This is a genomic window from Niallia sp. RD1 (assembly GCF_024219955.1).
Classification (GTDB): Bacteria; Bacillota; Bacilli; order Bacillales; family Cytobacillaceae; genus Niallia; species Niallia alba.
The window spans coordinates 2,137,983-2,159,602 of the sequence record NZ_CP100420.1 but is presented as its reverse complement, the minus strand read 5'-3'; the positions used below and the strand labels follow the sequence as shown (position 1 = coordinate 2,159,602).

18 protein-coding genes are annotated in these 21,620 nt (G+C 35.7%); all 18 read right to left on the bottom strand.

Annotation, left to right across the window (positions count from 1 at the left end; all coding sequences use genetic code 11):
• Positions 1–3 precede the first annotated feature (3 nt).
• Positions 4–351, bottom strand: coding sequence for a lmo0954 family membrane protein (locus NKG37_RS10265; protein ID WP_101729681.1), 348 nt, complete (start codon positions 349–351; stop codon positions 4–6).
• A gap of 232 nt (positions 352–583) precedes the next feature.
• Entirely contained in the window at positions 584–1,813 is a 1,230-nt protein-coding gene (locus NKG37_RS10260) for an IS110 family RNA-guided transposase (protein WP_100525939.1), read from the bottom strand.
• A 406-nt stretch (positions 1,814–2,219) separates the two neighbouring features.
• Positions 2,220–3,341 carry a Ger(x)C family spore germination protein gene (locus NKG37_RS10255; protein WP_235678797.1) on the bottom strand — a complete coding sequence of 374 codons (1,122 nt, stop codon included), beginning with the start codon at positions 3,339–3,341 and terminating at the stop codon, positions 2,220–2,222.
• A 71-nt stretch (positions 3,342–3,412) separates the two neighbouring features.
• Entirely contained in the window at positions 3,413–5,005 is a 1,593-nt protein-coding gene (locus tag NKG37_RS10250; RefSeq protein WP_169187853.1) for a spore germination protein, read from the bottom strand.
• On the bottom strand, positions 5,002–6,126 hold the full coding sequence (locus NKG37_RS10245) for a GerAB/ArcD/ProY family transporter (RefSeq protein ID WP_224428034.1): 1,125 nt from the start codon (positions 6,124–6,126) through the stop codon (positions 5,002–5,004). The genes NKG37_RS10250 and NKG37_RS10245 overlap by 4 nt, the downstream gene beginning before the upstream one ends.
• Positions 6,127–6,252: 126 nt before the next feature.
• Positions 6,253–7,389, bottom strand: coding sequence for a GerAB/ArcD/ProY family transporter (locus NKG37_RS10240; RefSeq protein ID WP_224428035.1), 1,137 nt, complete (start codon positions 7,387–7,389; stop codon positions 6,253–6,255).
• Positions 7,390–7,730: 341 nt separating this feature from the next.
• Positions 7,731–7,970, bottom strand: coding sequence for a hypothetical protein (locus NKG37_RS10235; RefSeq protein ID WP_016202264.1), 240 nt, complete (start codon positions 7,968–7,970; stop codon positions 7,731–7,733).
• A gap of 29 nt (positions 7,971–7,999) precedes the next feature.
• Positions 8,000–8,149, bottom strand: a complete 150-nt coding sequence (locus NKG37_RS10230; protein WP_254416167.1) for a hypothetical protein — start codon at positions 8,147–8,149, stop codon at positions 8,000–8,002.
• Between the two features lie 67 nt (positions 8,150–8,216).
• Entirely contained in the window at positions 8,217–9,368 is a 1,152-nt protein-coding gene (locus tag NKG37_RS10225) for a DEAD/DEAH box helicase (protein ID WP_212121209.1), read from the bottom strand.
• A gap of 223 nt (positions 9,369–9,591) precedes the next feature.
• The gene (locus NKG37_RS10220; RefSeq protein ID WP_169187850.1) at positions 9,592–10,290 is read right to left on the bottom strand and encodes a GTP pyrophosphokinase; all 699 of its coding nucleotides are present in this window, start codon (positions 10,288–10,290) and stop codon (positions 9,592–9,594) included.
• A 335-nt stretch (positions 10,291–10,625) separates the two neighbouring features.
• Entirely contained in the window at positions 10,626–12,455 is a 1,830-nt protein-coding gene (locus NKG37_RS10215) for an ABC transporter ATP-binding protein (RefSeq protein ID WP_254416166.1), read from the bottom strand.
• On the bottom strand, positions 12,418–14,175 hold the full coding sequence (locus NKG37_RS10210; protein WP_224428038.1) for an ABC transporter ATP-binding protein: 1,758 nt from the start codon (positions 14,173–14,175) through the stop codon (positions 12,418–12,420). The genes NKG37_RS10215 and NKG37_RS10210 overlap by 38 nt, the downstream gene beginning before the upstream one ends.
• 460 nt (positions 14,176–14,635) lie before the next feature.
• Positions 14,636–16,255: an ABC transporter substrate-binding protein gene (locus tag NKG37_RS10205; RefSeq protein WP_101729690.1), complete on the bottom strand. Its 1,620-nt coding sequence runs from the start codon at positions 16,253–16,255 to the stop codon at positions 14,636–14,638.
• A gap of 60 nt (positions 16,256–16,315) precedes the next feature.
• Positions 16,316–17,242 carry an oligopeptide ABC transporter permease gene (gene opp4C / locus NKG37_RS10200; RefSeq protein ID WP_224428039.1) on the bottom strand — a complete coding sequence of 309 codons (927 nt, stop codon included), beginning with the start codon at positions 17,240–17,242 and terminating at the stop codon, positions 16,316–16,318.
• 12 nt (positions 17,243–17,254) lie between these two features.
• Positions 17,255–18,205, bottom strand: a complete 951-nt coding sequence (locus tag NKG37_RS10195) for an ABC transporter permease (RefSeq protein ID WP_016202258.1) — start codon at positions 18,203–18,205, stop codon at positions 17,255–17,257.
• Positions 18,206–18,220: 15 nt separating this feature from the next.
• Positions 18,221–19,231: an ABC transporter ATP-binding protein gene (locus tag NKG37_RS10190; RefSeq protein ID WP_016202257.1), complete on the bottom strand. Its 1,011-nt coding sequence runs from the start codon at positions 19,229–19,231 to the stop codon at positions 18,221–18,223.
• Complete coding sequence (locus NKG37_RS10185; RefSeq protein ID WP_016202256.1) at positions 19,228–20,250, bottom strand: ABC transporter ATP-binding protein; 1,023 nt, start codon at positions 20,248–20,250, stop codon at positions 19,228–19,230. The genes NKG37_RS10190 and NKG37_RS10185 overlap by 4 nt, the downstream gene beginning before the upstream one ends.
• Positions 20,251–20,391: 141 nt before the next feature.
• Complete coding sequence (locus NKG37_RS10180) at positions 20,392–21,606, bottom strand: M20 family metallopeptidase (protein WP_169187847.1); 1,215 nt, start codon at positions 21,604–21,606, stop codon at positions 20,392–20,394.
• Positions 21,607–21,620 lie beyond the last annotated feature (14 nt).

Genomic DNA, 21,620 nt, shown 5'->3' with positions numbered 1-21,620 from the left:
TCCTTATTTATTTAGTTCTGACCATTGCTTTTCAAAGTTTTGAAAAGGGTCATCAGATGATTTTTTTGTAATAATAGTTTGTTTGTTGTTCCATTTTTTATAAACAAGATACAATACATATGCTGCTGCTAATCCAATAATGGCTGGCAGGTTACTTGCAGTTATGATCAGCATGATAACTCCTGCTGTCCCCCATCCTATCTTACCTGATGTGCTTGTTGCTTTTGTGTATTGCTTAAAGGCAAAATAGAGAATCGCTGCACTAATAACTAAACCTAACATTGGACCTATCTGTGATAAAAGGATGATAGAGGCTGTTGCCCCGATAAGAAATAAACCAAATTTTTTCATTTTGTGTTTCGCTCCTTTCTTATCTACTATGTTACCTTCTTGACGTTTTTTTCATAACATGCCTTAGCTTGATTTTCCTCTACAACTTTAGTCTTAGTAAGGACTAATCCTAAAAATACAAGGCTGTTTGTATGAAAACTCTTTAGGTAAAAGGCAACACTAAGCTGAACCTTCTAAATTTGAACTTTTTTAAAAGGCTAGGAATGATTAAATATAGTGCTTTTGTTATTCATTAAGCAATTTGTTCATTAGTGGGTTCAATACGATACCCTTTCCTTTTTAAGTATTGAATCATTTTTTGTTCTTTACTTTGTTCGAGATCAACATAATCAGGGCCTAGTTCCTGATATGGTTGCCTTGTTTTTAAAATATTGTAAGCAATTGTTAGGATTAAATGAGCGGAAGCGATCCGTGCTTTCGATTTTCCTTGTCGTTTCATAATTCTTTTTCTATGTGCAGATATGCGATTATACTGTCTATCTGTAGCCATGGAACATTCAACAGCGGTGGTTCTTAATGATTTGTTTCCGTACTGAGTTTTACCTGTTTTTTTTTTACCGGCACTCTCATAATTTCCTGGACTCACTCCAGCCCATGAGGCTAGATGTTTAGAACTTTTAAATACTGACATGTCTACACCCATTTCAGCTATAAAGATTGCGGATGCATTTTTATCCACACCCGGTATGGTATCTAGTAGTTCGCACTCCTCTTGATAAGGAATAAGCGCTTGGTCTATGCGTTCAACTACTTTTTCGATTGTTTCATCGATGTGATTGATATGGTCCCAATGGAAACGTAACATATCAATATGATGTTTACGTATTCCACCGTTAAGGGCTTCTGCAATATCTGTTGTGCTCGCCTTAACTCTTGAATCAACCATTTGTTGAAGTTCAAACACACCTATTTTTTCGCCGTTTATTAGGGCTTCAATAATGCGACAACCAGTGACACCAAAAATGTCAGATAAAACAGAAGTTAGTTTAATATTTGCATCCTGTAGAATTTTGTGGATTCGATTGCGCTCAGAAGTTCGTGTATGGATGAGTTTTTTACGATACCGGGTTAAATCTCGCAAATCACGAATTTCTTTGGGCGGTACAAAATTTTTTTCAATTAGTCCAGAACGCAAAAGTTTAGCTAACCACTCCGCATCTTTTACGTCTGTTTTCCTTCCGGGAACATTTTTAACATGTTGGGCATTGGCAAGGATTAATTGGAAGTCACATTCTATAACATTCCAAACGGGCTTCCAATATACACCGGTACTTTCCATTACAGCATCCGTTATTTTGTGTGAGGATAGCCAGTCGCTAAGTGCCAAAAGGCCACTTGTGGTTGTTGGAAAGGTTTGAATCTCTTTATTTGGTTTTTTATCTAATGAACCAAATAAAACACAAGCAACTACTGTTTCTTGGTGTACATCTAGGCCTGCACACCGTTCAATCATAGCTTCCATATAATCACCTCAAAGATTTTAATACAATACAAGCGACAGAAGTCATCATACAAAATTTTTGTATTCGTGTTTATAAACACATTAGACGGTTCTTTTAAACTGTCACAACCAGTTTTTCTAACGGGGTATCAACTTGTATTGATCCACCAAACAGTCTTCGGACTGGTCGTATTGTACTATTAATTATGGTCAGGTGTTAAGTGGTTTAGACTTTCTATCATGGGATAGGAGCAAGTTTTCATGATAGACGGTGGCGGCGGGTAACGCCGCCATGAGAGTTTTTCTAAAGGATTGTTATTTTTTCAATAGAAAAAAAGAATTAGTTGGAAAAATGGAGCAACAAACTTTACGAAAACAGCCAAATACAAAGAAAAAACCGTTCAAGTTGAACAGTTTTTTCTTTGCTTTATTTTTCTGTTTCCGTCAAGAAGCTTTTAGAACGTATACCAGACCTTCTTAGAACAAAATCTACATCTACTTTTACATCTGCATTCGAAAATTCTTCTCCCCAATTATCCTTTACTTTCATAAATGAATGGTAATCCTGTCTTCTCATCACTTCTCCAAAACCAAAGATATCGGCTTGATATTGTTTCTGTACATTTGAAATCGTATCCTTAATTTTTTGAGAAAAAGTATCATTTACTAATTTTTCATATTTCTCAATTGTTCCTAGCTTATCTACACTTTTATAACATTGTGTTCCTTCAAGATACCCTTCTGCCTTTATTTTCACATGAATATCAGGTTTATTATTTTTCCATTTAGAAGTGACTTCTGTTTTTGATTCGGTAACACGAACGGAACTATAGTCTCCTTTTTGGCATTCAACAGACAAAGATGTAGTCTTTAAATCATTTCGAATCCATAAATAGTTTCTTGAATCCTCCATGCTAAGAAATCCAACCAATTTCCCATCTTTAAATATCGCTAATGAATCTACAACTACAATTGCATCAGGAGTAACCTGCATGATATTTTCCATACTCTTTCCCTTTTCCTTATCTCCTTTTAAGCGGACAGCCGCTAAAACTGGCTCTTTCCCTTCTAGGGTAAGTTCTGAGATAAAATTAATGATGCTCATCTTAGGATCTCCCCCCCAATCCTCCAATAAATGATCTAATTGAGGAGATATCTTTAGAGAAGAGGCTTTTCGATAATGGGCAGATATTTTTAAAATATCTTCTGCTTTTCCATCTTTTGCAATGATAATGTTAAAATCATCCCGTATTTCTCTATTTCTTTCCAGAAAATCAATAAAATCAAGCATACCTGCACTTGCTACTTCTTCACTGATTACTAGCAGTTTCATATGGGAATAAATTAAAAACTCGGCAAAGTATTCATTAAAAAGGTGCGTTATCTCTGAAATAGAGTTTCCCTCAATTCCTTCTACTATTGTAGCCGCATTTCCAGATGCATACTGGGTATTTAATTCCTTCTCATTCAACGCCTCTACTGTCACTTTGTATTTGGCATCTTCTCCTTTATCAATGGCCATCCCTGCTACTAATTTAATTTCTGCCAATTCCTTTCTATCCCAACAGCCAGTTAGTAAAAATAAACAATTTAGTATACATAGAAAGACGCCAATTTTTTTCACTGTTTCTTCCCACTTTCTGGTTTAGGAGGAGATGGTGATCCTTGCGGCTTTTGCTTATTCTTTATATTTGGGCTTAAATAAGATGGACGCTTACTAATGGACCATAGTGGAAAGCGGACAAATACATCTTTTTGATCTTCTATGATAAATGGAGCTACTGGTGCTAAATAAGGAACTCCGAAGGAACGCAATGAACTTAAGTGTGCAACCATGAATACTAGTATTAAAAGTACACCGTATAGACCTAATATAGAAGCTACAATGATCAGCACAAATCGAATGAGTCTCGATGCGTTTGCGAAATTATAATTGGGAAAAACAAAATTAGCAATCGCAGTAATCGCAACAATGATAACCATAATATTGGAAATAATCCCCGCTTCAGCCGCTGCCTGTCCTATAACCAATGCTCCAACAATAGAAACCGTTTGACCAACAGCCCGTGGCATCCTTACCCCTGCTTCTCTTAGAATTTCAAAGGTTATCTCCATAATAAAGACTTCGACTACGGCGGGAAAAGGAACATTCTCCCGTTGTGCAATAACACTTAATAACAAAGTAGTTGGTAAAAGCTCTGGATGAAAAGTTAAAACACCAACATACGCAGAAGGCATGATTAACCCAATCATAAAAGATATATATCGAATTAAACGAACAAAACTGCTCATAAAATAGTTTTGATAGTTATCTTCCGGAGAAGTAAAGAAATCAGTAAGTACTGCTGGAACAACTAATACAAACGGCGATCCATCAATGATAATGGCAATCTTTGCGTCCATTAAATAAGTCGCTACTGCATCTGGACGCTCTGTATTCATGGCTAGTGGAAAAACAGTAAAACTTTTATCAACAATCAGTTCCTCGATATTTGCAGACTCAAACACAGCAGAAATGTCAATTTTATTTAATCGCGCTCGAACTTCCGCTACTATTTTTTCATTTGCAATGGAATACATATAGCCCATGTATACATTTGTCCGTGTTTCGTTTCCTATCATAAATTTTTCAAAACGCAAGTGATGATTTTTTATTCTTTTTCTTATTAAGTTTATATTTGTCGACGCATCCTCTACAAAAGAGTCCTTTGGTCCCCTTACTACTGTTTGTGTAGTAGGCTCAGCTACTGCTCTTCCTTCACTGTTGATATAATTTAAACTAAGCGCCTGCCCAACCCCTCTAAAAACAATAACAATGCGACCTTCCAAAATAGATGAAACGATATGATTAACTGTCTTCAATAATTTATAACCAGAAACACCAAAACTTTTTTTACTTAACTCCTGCAAATCGTCCACTGTAGCGATAACAATATCTTTATCTGCTGAATTCTCTAATGTATTTCCTAACATTTCTTTTAACATTTCTGTATTCACTACTGTTTCTAAATAATAAATACACCCTTCACTTTTCCCTACTCGAATCACATCAGACTGCAAATCAGTAGTATTGCCAAAGTTTTCATTGATTATCTCTTTTAATGCTTCAAAGGTCAGATGATCTATGCCTATTTCCTTTGCTTTGGTCGGAACGACATTGGAGGGAATTTCTTTTTTGCTATTAATAGACATTAATTTTTTAAAATAATTCATACCTTTAGCCCCCTTTCTTCATTCCTTTGTTTTTTCCATTTTTTCACTAGTACTATAGACGTGATTGAAATAGGAATCATAAATTCAAGCGGAACATGTAAAATGAATAAATCGACATTTAGTCCTTCTACAAGGTGATCGGAAAAATCTAGTGTAATAAAGATAGAAAACATCGCTACAATACAGGAAACTGGCATCGCAAAATAGCGATAAGGAATTTTAAAAATATACTCAATTCCTTTTAAGCCACCATATAAAAACACAGAACTTTTAATTAGTATCCCTAACATCATAATAAACACAACTAACACGTCTATTCTTTCAAGAAATTCTCCAATACTAACAAGCCTTGCAGCAATCAATAATGGAAAATTGGCGCGAGCTGCTGTATTTTCTCCTAAAGTAGCAATGATGAGAAATACAGAAGACAATAAGATTAAGCTTGCTACAAATACACTGATTAAACATACCCTCCTAGTTATCTTAAAGTCCCCTATGTGGGCAAAAATAACAGTAAATGCGATTAGCTCACCATAAGGGAAGGCAATGATAGACGGAATAGCCGATTTAAGGATTGGTTTAATTCCACTGCTAAGAATTGGTTGTACATTAGTAAGATTAATTTTCTCTCCTGCGTATAAAAAGATGAACAGTAATAATATAAATACAAACATATAAGGGCTAAATATTTCCGCTGTCCTCCCCAGCACCTCTATGCCTAGATATAAAATATAGCCAATAACTAACATTAGCATTAAAATGGTGAATTCTATAGGTGTTGCTGGAAGAATAGCTGAAGTAATTAATTCCCCAAAGTCTCTAATTACTCTTGAAGAAATATAGATAAAATAGCTTAAATAAACGAGCGCAAATAAAACAGCGACCTTTCTAGAAAAACAATATTCAATTATCTGATATATATTTTTTCCAGGTAGCAATGACATTAAATAAAGATAAAAACTCATAATAATTAAGCCGATAAACATTCCGATTAAGACAACGAGCCACGCATCCCTTTTAGCATCAATTCCCACACCGACTACGATTGAACTTCCAAGAAGGAAATTTATAATCATCGTAAATATTTGGGTTAAAGATAGTTTTTCTGTCAACATAATCATTTCAGCACCTTATCGGATTAATTTACATATAACTTTAAGTTATCTTGTTTACCTGCTATTTTAATTGGAGGAAGATAAACATTCCTTCACTCTGAGATTATCTTTTATCTTTCATTACATAACTTTTTAAGAACCTTGTTCGGTATACTTACTAGTCATCTTTTTCTTAGAGCTAGTCTTGTTCCGATGTTTTATTAACATAATAAATACCATCATTACTGGTAATCCGAACTGCAAAGGAATATGTAATAGGAAAGGATTAGACTGCAGCCCTTCATTCAGATGATCTGTATAATTCCGTGCAATTAATGTTGTAAAAACGCCTACAATACAAACCATCGGAATCGCAAAATATCGAAACGTCTGATTAAAAACATATTCTAAAGCTTTTAATCCCCCATAAATATAAATACAGCTTTTTACGAGAGTTCCTAACATCATACAGAAAACGACAATTGCATCAATTCTTTGTAGGAAATTACCGATTGAAACGAGCCGGGCTGCACTTAATAAAGGAAAATTGGAGCGCAAACCAATATCATGTCCTAAAGACAAAATAATCATTAACGATGAAAGCAGCAATAAAAGGCTTGAAATAAGCACACTATAAATAATTATTCTTTTGCTATATTTAGCATTAGATACACTGCTAACTATGTAGGTCAAAACCAGCAATTGTCCATATGGCCGGACAATTTCATATGGAAAAATAGCACTCCATATAGGCTTGAATCCCCCTGCTAACACTGGCCGGATATTAGAGAAATCAAGATTTCCGCCAGCATACAAGAAAATAAATAAAAGCATGATAAACACAAATGCATACGGAGTGAAGATTTCAGCTGTTCTCGCAAGAACCTCCAATCCCATATACAATATATAGCCCATTACTAACACTAGTATTATTGTTGAAACTTCAATTGGTGTTAAAGGTAGAACAGTACTGGCAATTAATTCTCCAAAGTCCCGAATGATTCGACAGCCATAATAAAAAAAATAAACAGCATAAACGATGCTAAGCCCCTTCGCAATCGGTCGATTAAAGCAATACTCAAACATTTCAAATAAATTTTTCCCAGGTGCTAAAGCTATCATAAAAATAAAAAACATAGTGATAATGATTCCTAGCCCTAAAGCAATTAGTAGAGCAATCCATGCATCCTCTTTTGCTTTTAAACCAAGGCCTATTACAATCGTACTTCCAATATGGAAATTAAAAACAACTGCCGCCAATTGAGTTAACGAAATGTTTTCCTTTAACATGCTGTCATACCTTCCTTTTAGAAAAGCGCAAACGCCTTGGTTCCTTTGTCTACAAACTAAATACCATCTTGATATGTATACCTTCATCCCATGAAAGAAACTTTTTTCTGCTTGCTTTCAAGACTGTTCAAGATCGGTTAAACTAGAATGACTTATTAGTATACAATGGGTTTAAATCATAAAGTGAAACTTCCATCAGTGGGGGTTCTCCTTCCCCCACTGATGGTTAGTTCAACCAATCGGACCTATACAGGCAGAGTGGATCTCCCACTTATCTTCCTCGTATTCTTCTCATAAGCTTAAGGGAGGAGTCTTACTGTCCGTTAAGAGTGGGATAAACTTTATCCTTGGGTCTTCTGCTTACCCTGTTTTTTATTTTTCCATAATCGAAAATCGACAATGACAGACCACACAAAGCCAAATATTGCGGTAAATACAATTGTTATTGCACCTGCACCAACTTCCGCTTCATATATTCTTTTTATACATTTCATAATCCCTTCATGAAACACAAATATATCTAATCCAACAGTTAAAACACCCATAGATGTAAATATTAATAGATAAGCAAAAGTTACCATTTAACCCTTCCTTTAAGTGCTTTGTTTATTTATGGTATTATCTTGTGAAATTTCTCCATTTTTATGCCTATATTTTCATTTTTATCTTTGTTTTCATTTTCACCTGTTATTCTTTTGGCTATTTTCGTAAAGTTTGTTGCTGTTACCAGCAGTTTTCTTTTTACGGTGCTTTTTTCCATCCAAAATAAAAAAGCTGTCGTCTAACCTACTCTCTAAGGTTGATGACAGCTTAAAACAATTGGCTTATTATTTTTTTGTTCTAATTTTATAATCCACCATTTCTCCTTGGTAAAAGTTTTTTCGTGATAAATTTAGATTTAGCTTTTTAGCCATCTGTTTCAATTCTCTTTCTTCTCTTTCCGTCACTAAACTAACAACTACTCCGGATGCACCAAATCTACCCGTTCTACCGGAACGGTGTATATACTGTGTTTGATCTGTTGCTAAATCATAATGAACAACATGTGTGATATGTTGAATATCAAGTCCTCTTGCTGCCACATCTGTTGCTAGTAGCATATTTCTCTTTCCTTCTCGGAAATCATTTAATGACTTTTGACGCTCCATTTTATTCAAATCAGAGTGCAAAATGCTTGTTTGAATTTTTTTATAGGTTAATTTTTCATGAATAACACTTAAATTACCAATATCTTTTACGAACACAAGAATCTTTGCGTTTTTCAAACGAGAGATTGGCTCTAATAGTTTTACTTTATCGCGATATTCTGCTTGAAAATAAATATGCTCTACTTCTGCTGCTTCAATTACTTTATCTTTCTTTATGCGAATAATTTCCGCATCTTGAACAAGCTCATTTGCAATAAGCTCTGTCTGTTTCGGTAATGTCGCAGAAAACAAGACAACTTGTCTTTCCTTTAAAGTGGCTTTAATTATTTGTCGAACGGATTCTATATGCTCCGCTACCAATAATTGATCCGCTTCATCTAAAACAACGGTTTTTACTTCATGCATTTTCAATTTTTTCTGCTTAATTAACTCCAGTGCTCTCCCTGGTGTACAAATTACAAGATGCGGATGTTTTTTAAGCTTCTCCAACTGTCTTTTTACATTTGCGCCTCCAATAAAAGAGGCAGCTCGAATTCCACTACCCTCTCCCCATTTCTGCACTTCCGCTAAAATTTGCATGACAAGCTCTTGAGAGGAAGCAAGACAAATCGCTTGAATATTCTTTGATTCTGCATCCATTTTATTTAAAACCGGTAATAAATACGCCAGTGTTTTCCCCGTTCCTGTTGGGGATTCAGCAATAACATCTTTCCCCTCTAATATAAGTGGAATCGATTGTTCTTGGATAGATGTTGCTTGTTTAAAATCTGCTTTCCCCCAGTTTTGTTGTATAAATGGTTTAAATGTATTCCAAAATAGCTGATCTTTCATTTCGTTCTCCTTTTTAAGCAAAAGTTAGACGAATTACATCTAACCTTAAAATATGTCCTTTTATTATAAATTATTTACTGAAAAATTGATATGAAACCTTATTTATTGGGAATGATTATATTTTTGATAGCTCCAGAGTTAGTAATGATTGAAGAATATTTAATGATTTTAGCTCTATTTTGCTCAAAAAAAGGAGCTCCTCGCACAACGAAGCCCCTGCCAATTATATTAACGTCTGATTTTTCCCTATTGTTTGGAATATATCGACACTATCTTTAATTTTCTTCATTTTCACATCTAATTCATGGGCTGCATCAGCAGCGTCTTTTAATTCACTAAGTAAATGTGCGGGCACAGATTTATCAAATTTATAATATGTTTTATGTTCTAAGCTTGCCCAAAAATCCATCGCAATCGTTCTGATTTGAATTTCTACCAATACTTCTTGCATGCCTGTGCTTAAGAAGACAGGAATACTTATGATCAAATGTAAACTTTTGTATCCGTTTGGTTTTGGATTTTGAATATAATCCTTTACTTGTATTACCTTAATATCATCTTGTTTCTCAATTATATTATAAATTTCATAAATATCCGAAATAAAGGAACAAGTAATACGGACACCCGCAATATCATGTATATATTTCTTCGCATTTTCGATTGTAATAGGATGCCCTTTCCGATGAAGTTTTTGCATGATGCCTTTTGGATCCTTAATTCGTGATTTAATGTGTTCAATCGGATTATGGTTATGAATAAACTGAAATTCTTCATTTAAAATCTTTAATTTTGTATTGATCTCGTCTAAAGCAAAGTTATATATGATTAAGCTATTTTTCCATTCATTCAATTCATTAGATATTTCATGTAAGTTAAAATTATTATTTTCTATATATGTTTTAAGTTGTTTTACACTTTCCATAAACTAGTATGTCTCCTTTGGATTCCTATAAACCTTTTCTGCGTCTACTCCGATACTCTTTAAAAATTCAATAATTTGGTCAATTGTTTTCATTCTCAACATCCACCTTTGCATAAATCGGGCTATTTTCGGATTGTTGACATACACCGAATCTATCTTTATTGTAAACAAAAATGACCGGTCAGTCAAATATCATTTTTATCCAATACTTTTTGTCAAAAAATGAACAGTTCTCCTTCAAACCCTACTATAACAGTTAAAAGGTTGGAACTGTTCTTCTCAGACTAAAATATATTATTGACCAACTGGTGCAATATTGTTTCATTTGTTAGGATTTATTCGCTCGCTTCGGAAAATTGATTTTGATGTAATTCATAATAAAAACCTTGTTTCTTCAATAATTCTTCATGCGATCCTTTTTCAACAATCATCCCCTTATCCAAAACAAGAATCACATCTGCATGTTTAATGGTATTTAGTCGATGGGCAACAACAAAACTTGTTTTCCCTTTCATCAAGCGCTTTAAAGCATCTTGAATTTTCACCTCGGTAATTGTATCAATACTACTTGTTGCTTCATCTAGTATAAGAATGGACGGATCGGCTAGAATTGCTCGGGAGATGGATAACAACTGTTTCTGCCCTTGACTTATTCCATTTCCATTTGCAGAAAGAATCGTGTCATAGCCTTCCGAAAGATGTTCAATGAAGCCATGAGCGTTGGCCATCTTTGCAGCATTCTCGACTTCCTTATCGGTGGCATTCAATCTGCCATAGCGAATATTTTCCTTGATTGTTCCTTCAAATAGGTAACTATCCTGAAGGACAAATCCCATATGCGAGCGGAGGCTTTCTCTTTTTATTTTTGTAATTTCTTGGCCGTCCACCAATATGTTCCCTGTCGTTGCATCATAGAATCTCGTTATTAGCTGGATGATGGTTGTTTTTCCAGCTCCAGTTGGTCCAACCAGCGCAATTGTTTCACCTGGTTTTACTTTAAAGTGAATATCCCTTAATATTTCCTTATCTGACTCATAAGAAAAAGAAACATGACTAAATTGAACCTCTCCTTTAATCTCTTTCATTACAATTGCTGTCTTTTCATCTACTTCTTCTCTTTCTTCATCTAATACTTCAAATACTCTTTCTGCACCTGCAATCGCAGATAACAATGTATTAAATTGATTTGATAAGTCATTCAATGGTCTAGTGAATTGTCTCGAATATTCTACAAAAATAACAATAACCCCGATAGACACAGCACCTGATTTCAATGCTAATAGCCCACCAACTCCAACAATTATGGCATAGCTAGCATTGTTTAACATATTCATTAGTTTCGGAATAAATCCTGAGTATACTTGTGCCCAATAAGCGGAATTCTTTAGCTCGTCGCTCTTTTCTTTCATATCATTAATCATTTTTTCCTCTAAAGAAAAAGTTTTAACGATTTTTTGACCAGAAATGGATTCCTCAATAAACCCATTTAGATCTCCTAGGTTTTTTTGCTGCTCCTTAAATAACACGCCTGTTCTACTTGTAATCCATTTCATTCCCATAAACATAACTGGGACAATTGTTAAAGTAAGAAACGTTAATAACGGACTAAGCAAAAACATAACGACTACTGTCCCAATCAATGTGATAATACTAGAAAAAATCTGGATAACCGAGCTATTTAAGGTGGAGCTTACATTTTCAATATCATTGGTTACACGACTCATTAATTCACCATGCTGTTTTTTGTCAAAATAACTTATCGGTAATTCATGAAATTGATGAAATAAGTCTGCTCTCAATTGGAAAACAGTCGTTTGTGAAATACCAATCATCCAATAATTTTGCAAAAATAACGCCACTGAATGGAGAAAATAAATACAACCAAGCGCTACAAGCATTCCTGTAAAGCCATCTAAACTTCTATTTACAATAAAACGGTCAATAGACATTCCTAAAACATATGGTCCTAATAAACCTAATGCACAGCTTAAGGCAACCATCACTAATACAAGAAATAATAATCTCTTTTTTTGTGCAAGATAGCGCCATAACCTGTATAAGGTCTTTCCCATATTCTTTGGTTTTTTCCCTTTTTTAACTACTGAAGCATCTGGCTTTAAGTTAGGTTTAGGATAGCGAAATGGATCGGTTAGTTCCCTTTGCATTGTCCCACTCTCCTTCCCCTAGTTGGGATTCTACTATTTTTTGATAAAGGCTGTTTGTTTTCCATAATTGATCATGAGAGGCAAAACTTACAATTTTTCCGTTTTCTATAAGCATCACTCGATCTGCCTTCATAGCTGTAGATACTTTTTGAGTAATTAGTAGAAGCGTACATTGATAAGATGCGACTGCATCGAGAAGCTTCTTCTCTGTCTTCAAATCTAATGCACTTGTACTATCATCTAAAAGGAGAATACTTGGTTTTCTAACAAGTGCCCTTGCAATGGAAAGGCGTTGCTTTTGTCCTCCCGATAAATTAACCCCCTTTTGCCCAATTCTTGTATCGTATGTATTAGGCATTAACATAATAGTATCGTGGATTTGGGCATCTTTTGCAGCCTTCACTACTTCTTCAAAGGTAGCATTTGGATTTCCCCACATAATATTTTCTTTAATTGTGCCGGTAAAAAGCATCGATTCCTGTGGTACATACCCAATTTGTTTTCTTAAAGCATTTAAAGAGTATGAATCAATACGTTTGTCATCTATTAGAATAGTTCCTTCTGTTGGTACATAAAGTCGCGGAATCAATTGAAAAAGTGTCGTTTTTCCTGATCCAGTTGCTCCTAATATAGCAATCCTTTCTTTTTGCTTAATTGTAAATTGTAGATTTTCAATCGTATTTCTTCTATTAGAAGGATAACGAAAGGATACATGCTGAAAATTAATTTTTCCTTTAATTTTTGATTTCGCACTTCCGTCGAAATTATCCGCATCTTTTTCTTCGATATCAATAATCTCTTGAATCCGATCAGCTGATGCTTTTGAACGAGAGATAACCATTACTAACATACTTACTACAGAAATGGACGAAGTAATTCTTAGTGTGTAATTAATAACGGCTACTACCTCTCCAATCTGCGCCTCTCCTGTATTTATTTGTCCGGAACCAACCCAAAGTATCCCAATAATACATAGATTCATGGCAAATAATAAGAGTGGTACAGTAGTTTCCATAATTCGTAATGCTTTTTGGGTAAGATCTTTTAAGTCCTCACTCGTATGCATAAAACGATTTCTTTCAAATTGCTTACGGATATATGCACGGATAAGTCTGACTGCTGTTAAATTCTCAAGCATCACACTGTTAACATGATCCAGTTTCTTTTGTACAGATTGAAAAAGGGTTCTTCCTATTTTGATAACCCAAATAAACATAACAACAATTAATGGAATCGTAATCGCCAATATGAGCGCTAATTTCACATTAACTAAAAAGGACATAACGATTCCTCCAACGATTAAAAGAGGTGCTCTTAATAAAAATCGCAATCCCATAAATATCGTGTTTTGGAGTTGTGTAATATCATTGGTTAATCTGGTAATCAATGAGGAACTTGCAAACACATTGCTGCTCGAATAGGTAAAATATTGAATGATTTGATATAACTCATTGCGAAGACTATAGCCAAAATTCTGACAAACATGGGAAGAATAAAATGTATTGATGATCCCAGCAGCAAAAGCTACAAGCGAAAATAAAATGAGCATTCCTCCCCAAATGAGCACAATTTTTGTGTCTTGGTGAGCCAAACCATCATCAATGATTTTAGCCATAATTAGCGGTTGAACTAATTCGACTGCGAGCTCTGTTAACATAAGAATAAGAGCAATCGTTACACTTAGTTTATATTCTCGAAGTCTACCAAATATTTTTGCCATTTTTCCCTCCAGCCTAATTCTGTTGGTAAATATTCATTTCCAACCATCGATGGAATTTATTTAGGTTTGCTAAATTATTTTTATCATACCTCTTTTTAGCAAGATAGAAAACCATAATTTTCATATTTAATAAAATGATAAAGGTGTAATAGAAGTGATTTTTCTTTTAATTTTATTTTATTTTATTGCAAAAACTCAAAAAGAAAGAATTCAGCTTCCAAAAGGGAACACTTCTCTGTTACCTTTTTCTACCTTTCCTCTAGTTCTCGGGCACAGAAAATACTTCTCTGTTACCTTTTCCCGCCTTTCCTCTTGTTCTCGGGCACAGGGAACACTTCTCTGTTACCATCGCACCCTTAACTGCTTAAATTTTTCAGTCCCCACCGTCTTTCTACTAACCTCTAACAAAAAAAGAACGACTAAGCCCAGATTAGTGGGCTTAGTCGCTCGTCTTATTTCTTTAATTGGCACCGGCCAACGACCATTTATATAATTCATTATGGAAACCAAATACCTTTGGTGCTCCGAATGCTACATCTTTAGATACTGCCGCAAAGTCATAGTCGGAATATAATGTAAAGATTGGCATCTCTTCACTCCAAATTGCTTGAAGTTCGTTGTAAATCTGTTTCCGTTTTTCCGTATCTGGTTCTTGTTTCCCTTTCTCCAGCAACTCGTCTACCTTTGGGTTGTTATACTTTGTATAGTTACTTGACCCGCTAGATCCATAAATCGTTGTTAAATCTGGATCAATTGTATTAGTAAAGCCAATTAGCATCAAGTCATAATCACCAGCTTTTGCTTTTGACATGATGGTAGGGAAGTCATACGTAGTCGTATTTAGTTTTAATCCAACTGCTTTGAGATTTTCCGCAATAATATTGGCTGATTGCTCACGTACTTTGTTACCGATTGGAACAACAAATTCAATTGTCTTGTTAAAATCCCAGCCCGCTTCTTCTAACAATTGTTTTGATTTCTCTGGATCATACGTATATGTCTCTAACTCTGTATCAAGATAAGGGCTTATAGACGTATACGGTCCGTCCACAATTTCTCCTTCTCCTTTAAGTAACTGATCGACAATTTTTTGACGATCGATTGCATAGGCAATTGCCTGTCTTACTTTCTTATCTGTTATTGTTTCCATATTAAAACTCATATTTTGATACCCATATGTTTTATCTGTTGTTGTTGTTACATTATCGAATCCTTTTACGGTCTCAAAATCTTGAACAGCAATTTTCCCGATACCACCAGCAGCGTTCATATTAATTTCGCCTGTCTGCAACTGTGCAACAAGGTTCGCAGCTGGCATGATCTTCACAAATAATTTATCTAGTTCTACATCACCTAAATAGTAATCATCATTTTTGGCATATTCTACATATTGGTCTTTTGCATATTTAACAAACTTGAATGGTCCATTTGTTACTGTTGGATTCATCATGAAAGGATCTTTTTGCAGATTTTCTGGAGCAATATCCTTTAATTTATGTTCTGGTAGAATCATAAATTTCGAACCAAGTTGTTCTTTCACCATATTCGGGTCAACTGGTGCCTTTGTTTTAAATTGAATTGTCTTCTCGTCAACAATAGTTAGAGATGGTATTTCTGTTACACCGTCCGGAAACTTCCCATTTTCTGTCAAACCGTCTAATACGGTCAAATACGCTCCCACTGCTGTTTCTGTCTTTGGATTAGCAACTAAATTTAAAGTAAAAGCAACATCCGCAGAAGTAACCGGTGTTCCATCTGTCCAATTTGCATCCTTGTTAATCTTGATTGTAAATAGTTGATTATCTTCCGTTTCAAAGGATTCCGCCAGCTTTGGTGTAAATTCTAATGGTCCAGTCATCTCCAAAAAGGTATCAAACATAAACTTTTCTAACCAAGATGCCGCAATATCAGAAGAGTTAATAGGATTAAAACTAACTGGGGCATTTACAAGTCCGAGATACATCGTATTTTCTTTTGCCCCACTACCAGAAGATGCTGGATTATTTACACCCGAGCATGCTGAAAGTAATAATAAAACCCCAATGGAAACTATGCTAAAAATTGTCTTAAATTTCTTCATCAAATTTCCCCCATCTATTTTTTCTATTGAAAAACAAGAATCTTTTAGACAACTGCCTTCTTATTTAAAACTCTTTGGATCCATTGCATCCCTTAAACCGTCTCCCATAAAATTAATGGATAAGACAGCAAGTAATATCATGACTCCAGGCGGAATCCATAACCAAGGCTGTGTTGCTAGTACAGTAATAGATTGAGCTTCGTTAAGCATATTGCCCCAGCTCGCTGTTGGAGGCTGAACCCCCATCCCTAGAAAGCTTAGAGATGCTTCCATAATAATGGCAGAAGCGATACCAAATGTAGCATTTACAAGAATTGGTGCAATACAATTAGGCAAAATATGCTGGAAGACAATTTTAGGTGTAGAATAACCTAAAGCGACACCAGCTTTCACGTAATCCATTTCTTTAATTGTTAATACACACCCTCTTACTAGTCTAGCAATCGACGGCCACCCAAGTAAACCTAATACTAAAATAACGTTAAATAGACTAGGTCCCATTATACTTACAAGCACTAAAATAACCATTAAATAAGGGAATGACATGAATACATCCGTAATACGCATGATTACCATGTCTACCCATTTTCCAAAGTATCCAGCAATTGCTCCGAGAATTGTACCGATGGCAACATAGATTGCTACTGCACCAACTCCTACCGACAAAGAAACTCTAGCAGCATATAATAATCGGCTAAACAAGTCTCTTCCCACTTCATCTGTACCAAGGATATTCTCTGCAGAAGGAGCAGCAGCAAATTCGCCATCAACAGAATACGGATTATGTGGCGCAATAACTGGAGCAAAGATTGCAATCAGAACCATTAATGAAAAAATAATCAGTCCAACGACGGCTAGCTTATGTTTAAAAAAGCGTTTTGTTATTAATTTTAGGTAGCTCTCTTCATTCCCTAGCTGCTCTTGAACAGGAATCACCACATTATTAACTGGCAGTTCCGTATCCATTTTCACATTAGGAATACTCATATTCACTCCTCCTTAGTTATACTTTATTCGTGGATCCACAACGGCATATAAAATATCAGTAAGCAAGTTAGAGAATAATACTGCAAGTGCAGCGATAAAATTTATAGCCATTAAAGTAGGATAGTCACGTGATGAAATGGACTGAATCGTTAATTGCCCTAAACCAGGCCATTGAAAAATTTGTTCCGTTACGACGGCTCCTCCTATTAATACCGGAATCTCCATCCCGATAATTGTAATAATAGGAATAAGTGCATTTTTTAATCCGTGTTTATTCGTAACAATAAATTCCCTTAATCCTTTTGCTCTAGCAGTACGTAAATAATCCTGTCCAAGTACTTCTAGCATGCTGCTTCTAACATAACGCACGGTGCTTCCCGCAATCCCAGTCCCTAATATTGCTGCTGGCATGATGAGATGAAAGAATGTATCCATAAATCCACCATTGCTTCCTAATGTAAACATCCCACCTGTTGGTAAAATATTTAAAACGAGTGCAAATACGTAAATACTTCCTAATCCTAAGAAAAAATTAGGAATGGATACGCCTAAAAATGAAAAAGTGGTTGTTAAATAATCGATCCAAGAATATTGTTTAGTTGCACTTAAAATTCCAATTGGAATGGCAATAATATAAGCAATAATTAAGGCAGTGCTCATGAGGAGCAGTGTTGGTCCAACTCGATTTAACACTAAATCCAACACTGGTTCATACGTTGTATAGGAAAATCCAAAATCTCCTTGCAGAAGATTTCCAAGCCATCTAAAATACTGAATAAAGATAGGATCATTAAGCCCTAGCGCTTCCTTCTTTGCATCAATATCCGCCTGAGTAGTATCTGGATTAATGTACATATCCACAGGGTTACCAGGAGCTAGGTTAATAATTAAAAAATTAAATATAGTTACCCCTAACAACACTGGAATAGCAATTAATAGTCTCCTAATAATATATTGGAACAAGTGAATCTCCCTCCTTTAATTTAGTGGAAAATGACAGGCAACTGAATGATCTGTTGCAACTAATAGCGGCTCTTTCTCCTTACAAATAGCTTGAACCATTGGACATCTAGTATGGAACCTACAGCCCTTTGGTGGATTTGCAGGACTTGGAACATCTCCTTCCACCACAATCCTCTCTCGATTGCGAAGATGAGGATTAGGAATTGGATAAGCACTTAATAACACTTTCGTGTAGGGATGTTTAGGATTTTTAAAAATTTCTTCAGTCTTTCCAATTTCCACAATTTTCCCTAAATACATAACAGCAATGCGATCACTAATATACTTAACCGCACCTAACCCATGGGCGATAAATAAATAGGTTAAATTAAATTCTTTTTGTAAATCCCTCAACAGATTTAATACTTGCGCTTGAATAGACACATCTAACGCTGATACTGGTTCATCACAAACAATTAATTTTGGATTTAGCATAAGGGCTCTTGCAATACCAACCCTTTGTCTTTGACCTCCAGAGAATTCATGAGGGTATCTACTTTTATGAAATTTAGTCAATCCTACTATTTCTAGCATTCGATCTACCTTTTTACTTGCTTCTTCTTTTGTAGCAAGTTGGTGAGCAATTAATGGTTCCGCCAATAAATCGCCGATTCGCTTTCGTGGATTAAGTGAAGAATAAGGATCTTGAAAGATGATTTGCATATCTGTCCGAATTTTTCTTAACTCCTTATTCTGAATCGTCGCCATATCTTTTCCTTCAAATAACACTTTCCCCTCTGTCGGTGGATCTAGTTTCACGATTGCTCTTCCTGTCGTAGACTTTCCACACCCTGACTCTCCAACAAGAGAAATCGTTTCGCCAGGATAAATCGAAAAATTCAGACCGTCTACCGCTTTTACATGGCCAACTGTTTTCGATAATATCCCTTTCTTAATCGGATAATATTTCTTTAAATTTTGAATTTCGACTAACGGGTTTAACTCTTTGAATATTCCGTCTTTTTTAACCGACATTTCTACACTCATACATGAACCTCCCTTTCTTCTTTGTACATGCCCTCTTGCTGATTTGTCTCATATAACCAACAACGAACCTTATGATCTGGTTTGTTGTCTAAACTAATATGGGGAGGCTTGTCAGAAATGCATTTTTCGGTGACATGGGGACAGCGAGTGTGAAATCTACAGCCTTTTGGCATTTGCTGCAAGGTTGGAACAGAGCCTGGAATGGAATATAATTTTTCTTGGGAATCATACTCTAAATGCGGGATAGAGTCGATTAGACCTTTCGTGTAGGGATGCTTGGGCTCATCAAAAAGAGTAAAGACATCTGCCTCTTCTACTACTTGTCCCGCATACATGACAATAACTTTATCCGCCATTTCTGCAATTACTCCTAAGTCATGAGTAATCATCATAATAGCTGTCTCGGACTCACTTTTTAAACTTTTCATTAATTCCAGAATTTGCGCTTGAATTGTTACATCTAATGCAGTTGTTGGCTCATCTGCAATTAACAGCTTAGGTTTACAAGAAAGAGCCATCGCTATCATTACTCTTTGACGCATTCCTCCAGAAAGCGCATGTGGATATTCATCAATAATCACTTCAGCTCTTGGAATCCCTACTTTTTTCAGCATTTCTACTGCATAGCTTTTGGCTTTCTTTGCGCTTAAACCCATATGTAAACGAATTAATTCCACCATTTGATTACCAATAGTAAAAACAGGGTTTAAAGAAGTCATCGGTTCTTGAAAAATCATTGATATTTCATTCCCTCTAACTTTGCGCATTTCAGCTTCCGTGAGTTTCGTTAATTCTTTTCCACTTAAATTAATCGATCCTTTTTTTATATAACCATGTTTTCCTAGTAATCTCATAATTGATAAGGAAGTAACACTCTTCCCACAGCCAGATTCTCCAACAATACCAATCGTTTCACCTGGCTGAAGATGAAAGGTAACCTCTTCTACCGAAACAACCTCCCCCTTATCAGTCCGAAAAGCCGTTTGCAATTTATCTACTTCTAAAATATACTGACCCATACTTCCCCTCCTATATGAAAAGCGTAAGCGCCTTGCTTATCAGCGTACAAACTGGTCGACTAACTACGCAAAAGAGGTGATTGAAAGTTTGCTAGCAGAAAGGCGCTTATCACCAGTATGAACACACTAGATTTTTTCGAGTTATATAGTAGAACTATTCACTAAAGCTGCTTTCTTTTCTGCATTCGTATAGTAATCTACCAAACTTAAAAATATTTTAGCTGTGTGCAGCATTGCTCTTTCATCAAAGGTAAATTTCGGATGATGATGAGGGTAAATCGCATCAATCTCTTCGCTTCTAGCCCCTACGGAAAAGAAACAGCCAGGGCGATTTTGGAGATAATAAGCAAAGTCTTCGCCACCCAATCCTGGCTTGTCTATTTTTTCAAGCTTACTTTCCGGCAGAACATCTATTAAACACTTTTCTAATATATTCGTTTCATCTGCAGTGTTTACTGTAGATGGATATCCTTTTAAATAACTAAATTCATAAGTTGCTTGGAATGCTTTACACACCCCACTGATTAGCTGCTCCATTTCCTCTTCTATCAATAAGCGAACATCTTCGTCGAATGTGCGGACTGTTCCAGTTAATTCAGCCGTATCTGCAATAACATTCCCTGCATTTCCTGCATGGAAGGAACCAATCGAAATAACTGCAGGCTTCTGTGGATTAATCCTTCTACTTACAATATGTTTTAATTGATTAGCAATTTGTGCACCCACTGCAACAGCATCAATCGTTTGATGAGGGGAAGCACCGTGCCCGCCTTTTCCTTGGATTTTCAAGTCAAAGGAGTCACTCGCAGCTGAAACAGGCCCTGTCCCGTACAGAACGCTCCCCAACTCAGTGCCCGAAGCCAAATGTGCTCCATATACGACATCGACTCCGTCTAAACAACCGTCTTCAATCATTGCAATGGCTCCACCTGGCGGCAGTTCTTCAGCATGTTGATGTAACAGCACCACATTCCCAGCTAAATTCTCCGCATTCTCTTGGAGCACCTTTGCGACTGCTAATAAAGTAGCTGTATGTCCATCATGTCCACATGCATGCATAACGCCTGGCACTTTCGATTTAAATTCGACATTTTTTTCATCCTGAATAGGCAGTGCATCAAAGTCAGCTCGTAAAGCAATTGTTTTACCTGGCTTGGCACCGTAGATTTTGCCGACTACTCCATTTCCACCGACATTTCTTCTTACTTCGATTCCAAAGCTTTCTAATAAATCACCGATCATTTTACTTGTGTTTATTTCTTGAAAAGATAGCTCAGGATTTTCGTGTAAATATCGTCTCCACTCTACCATTTGGTCATACATTGACTCGATTTCTTTGTACCATGTTTCTAACATATTATTCGCTCCCA

Coding starts and splice junctions, on each gene's coding strand:
- NKG37_RS10230 (WP_254416167.1), bottom strand. CDS start 8,149: ATGGAAAAAAGCACCGTAAAAAGAAAACTGCTGGTAACAGCAACAAAC.
- NKG37_RS10250 (WP_169187853.1), bottom strand. CDS start 5,005: ATGAATTATTTTAAAAAATTAATGTCTATTAATAGCAAAAAAGAAATT.
- NKG37_RS10220 (WP_169187850.1), bottom strand. CDS start 10,290: ATGGAAAGTGTAAAACAACTTAAAACATATATAGAAAATAATAATTTT.
- opp4C (WP_224428039.1), bottom strand. CDS start 17,242: ATGAGTATTCCTAATGTGAAAATGGATACGGAACTGCCAGTTAATAAT.
- NKG37_RS10235 (WP_016202264.1), bottom strand. CDS start 7,970: ATGGTAACTTTTGCTTATCTATTAATATTTACATCTATGGGTGTTTTA.
- NKG37_RS10180 (WP_169187847.1), bottom strand. CDS start 21,606: ATGTTAGAAACATGGTACAAAGAAATCGAGTCAATGTATGACCAAATG.
- NKG37_RS10245 (WP_224428034.1), bottom strand. CDS start 6,126: ATGATTATGTTGACAGAAAAACTATCTTTAACCCAAATATTTACGATG.
- NKG37_RS10225 (WP_212121209.1), bottom strand. CDS start 9,368: ATGAAAGATCAGCTATTTTGGAATACATTTAAACCATTTATACAACAA.
- NKG37_RS10205 (WP_101729690.1), bottom strand. CDS start 16,255: ATGAAGAAATTTAAGACAATTTTTAGCATAGTTTCCATTGGGGTTTTA.
- NKG37_RS10185 (WP_016202256.1), bottom strand. CDS start 20,250: ATGGGTCAGTATATTTTAGAAGTAGATAAATTGCAAACGGCTTTTCGG.
- NKG37_RS10265 (WP_101729681.1), bottom strand. CDS start 351: ATGAAAAAATTTGGTTTATTTCTTATCGGGGCAACAGCCTCTATCATC.
- NKG37_RS10215 (WP_254416166.1), bottom strand. CDS start 12,455: ATGCAAAGGGAACTAACCGATCCATTTCGCTATCCTAAACCTAACTTA.
- NKG37_RS10240 (WP_224428035.1), bottom strand. CDS start 7,389: ATGTTAAAGGAAAACATTTCGTTAACTCAATTGGCGGCAGTTGTTTTT.
- NKG37_RS10260 (WP_100525939.1), bottom strand. CDS start 1,813: ATGGAAGCTATGATTGAACGGTGTGCAGGCCTAGATGTACACCAAGAA.
- NKG37_RS10210 (WP_224428038.1), bottom strand. CDS start 14,175: ATGGCAAAAATATTTGGTAGACTTCGAGAATATAAACTAAGTGTAACG.
- NKG37_RS10190 (WP_016202257.1), bottom strand. CDS start 19,231: ATGAGTGTAGAAATGTCGGTTAAAAAAGACGGAATATTCAAAGAGTTA.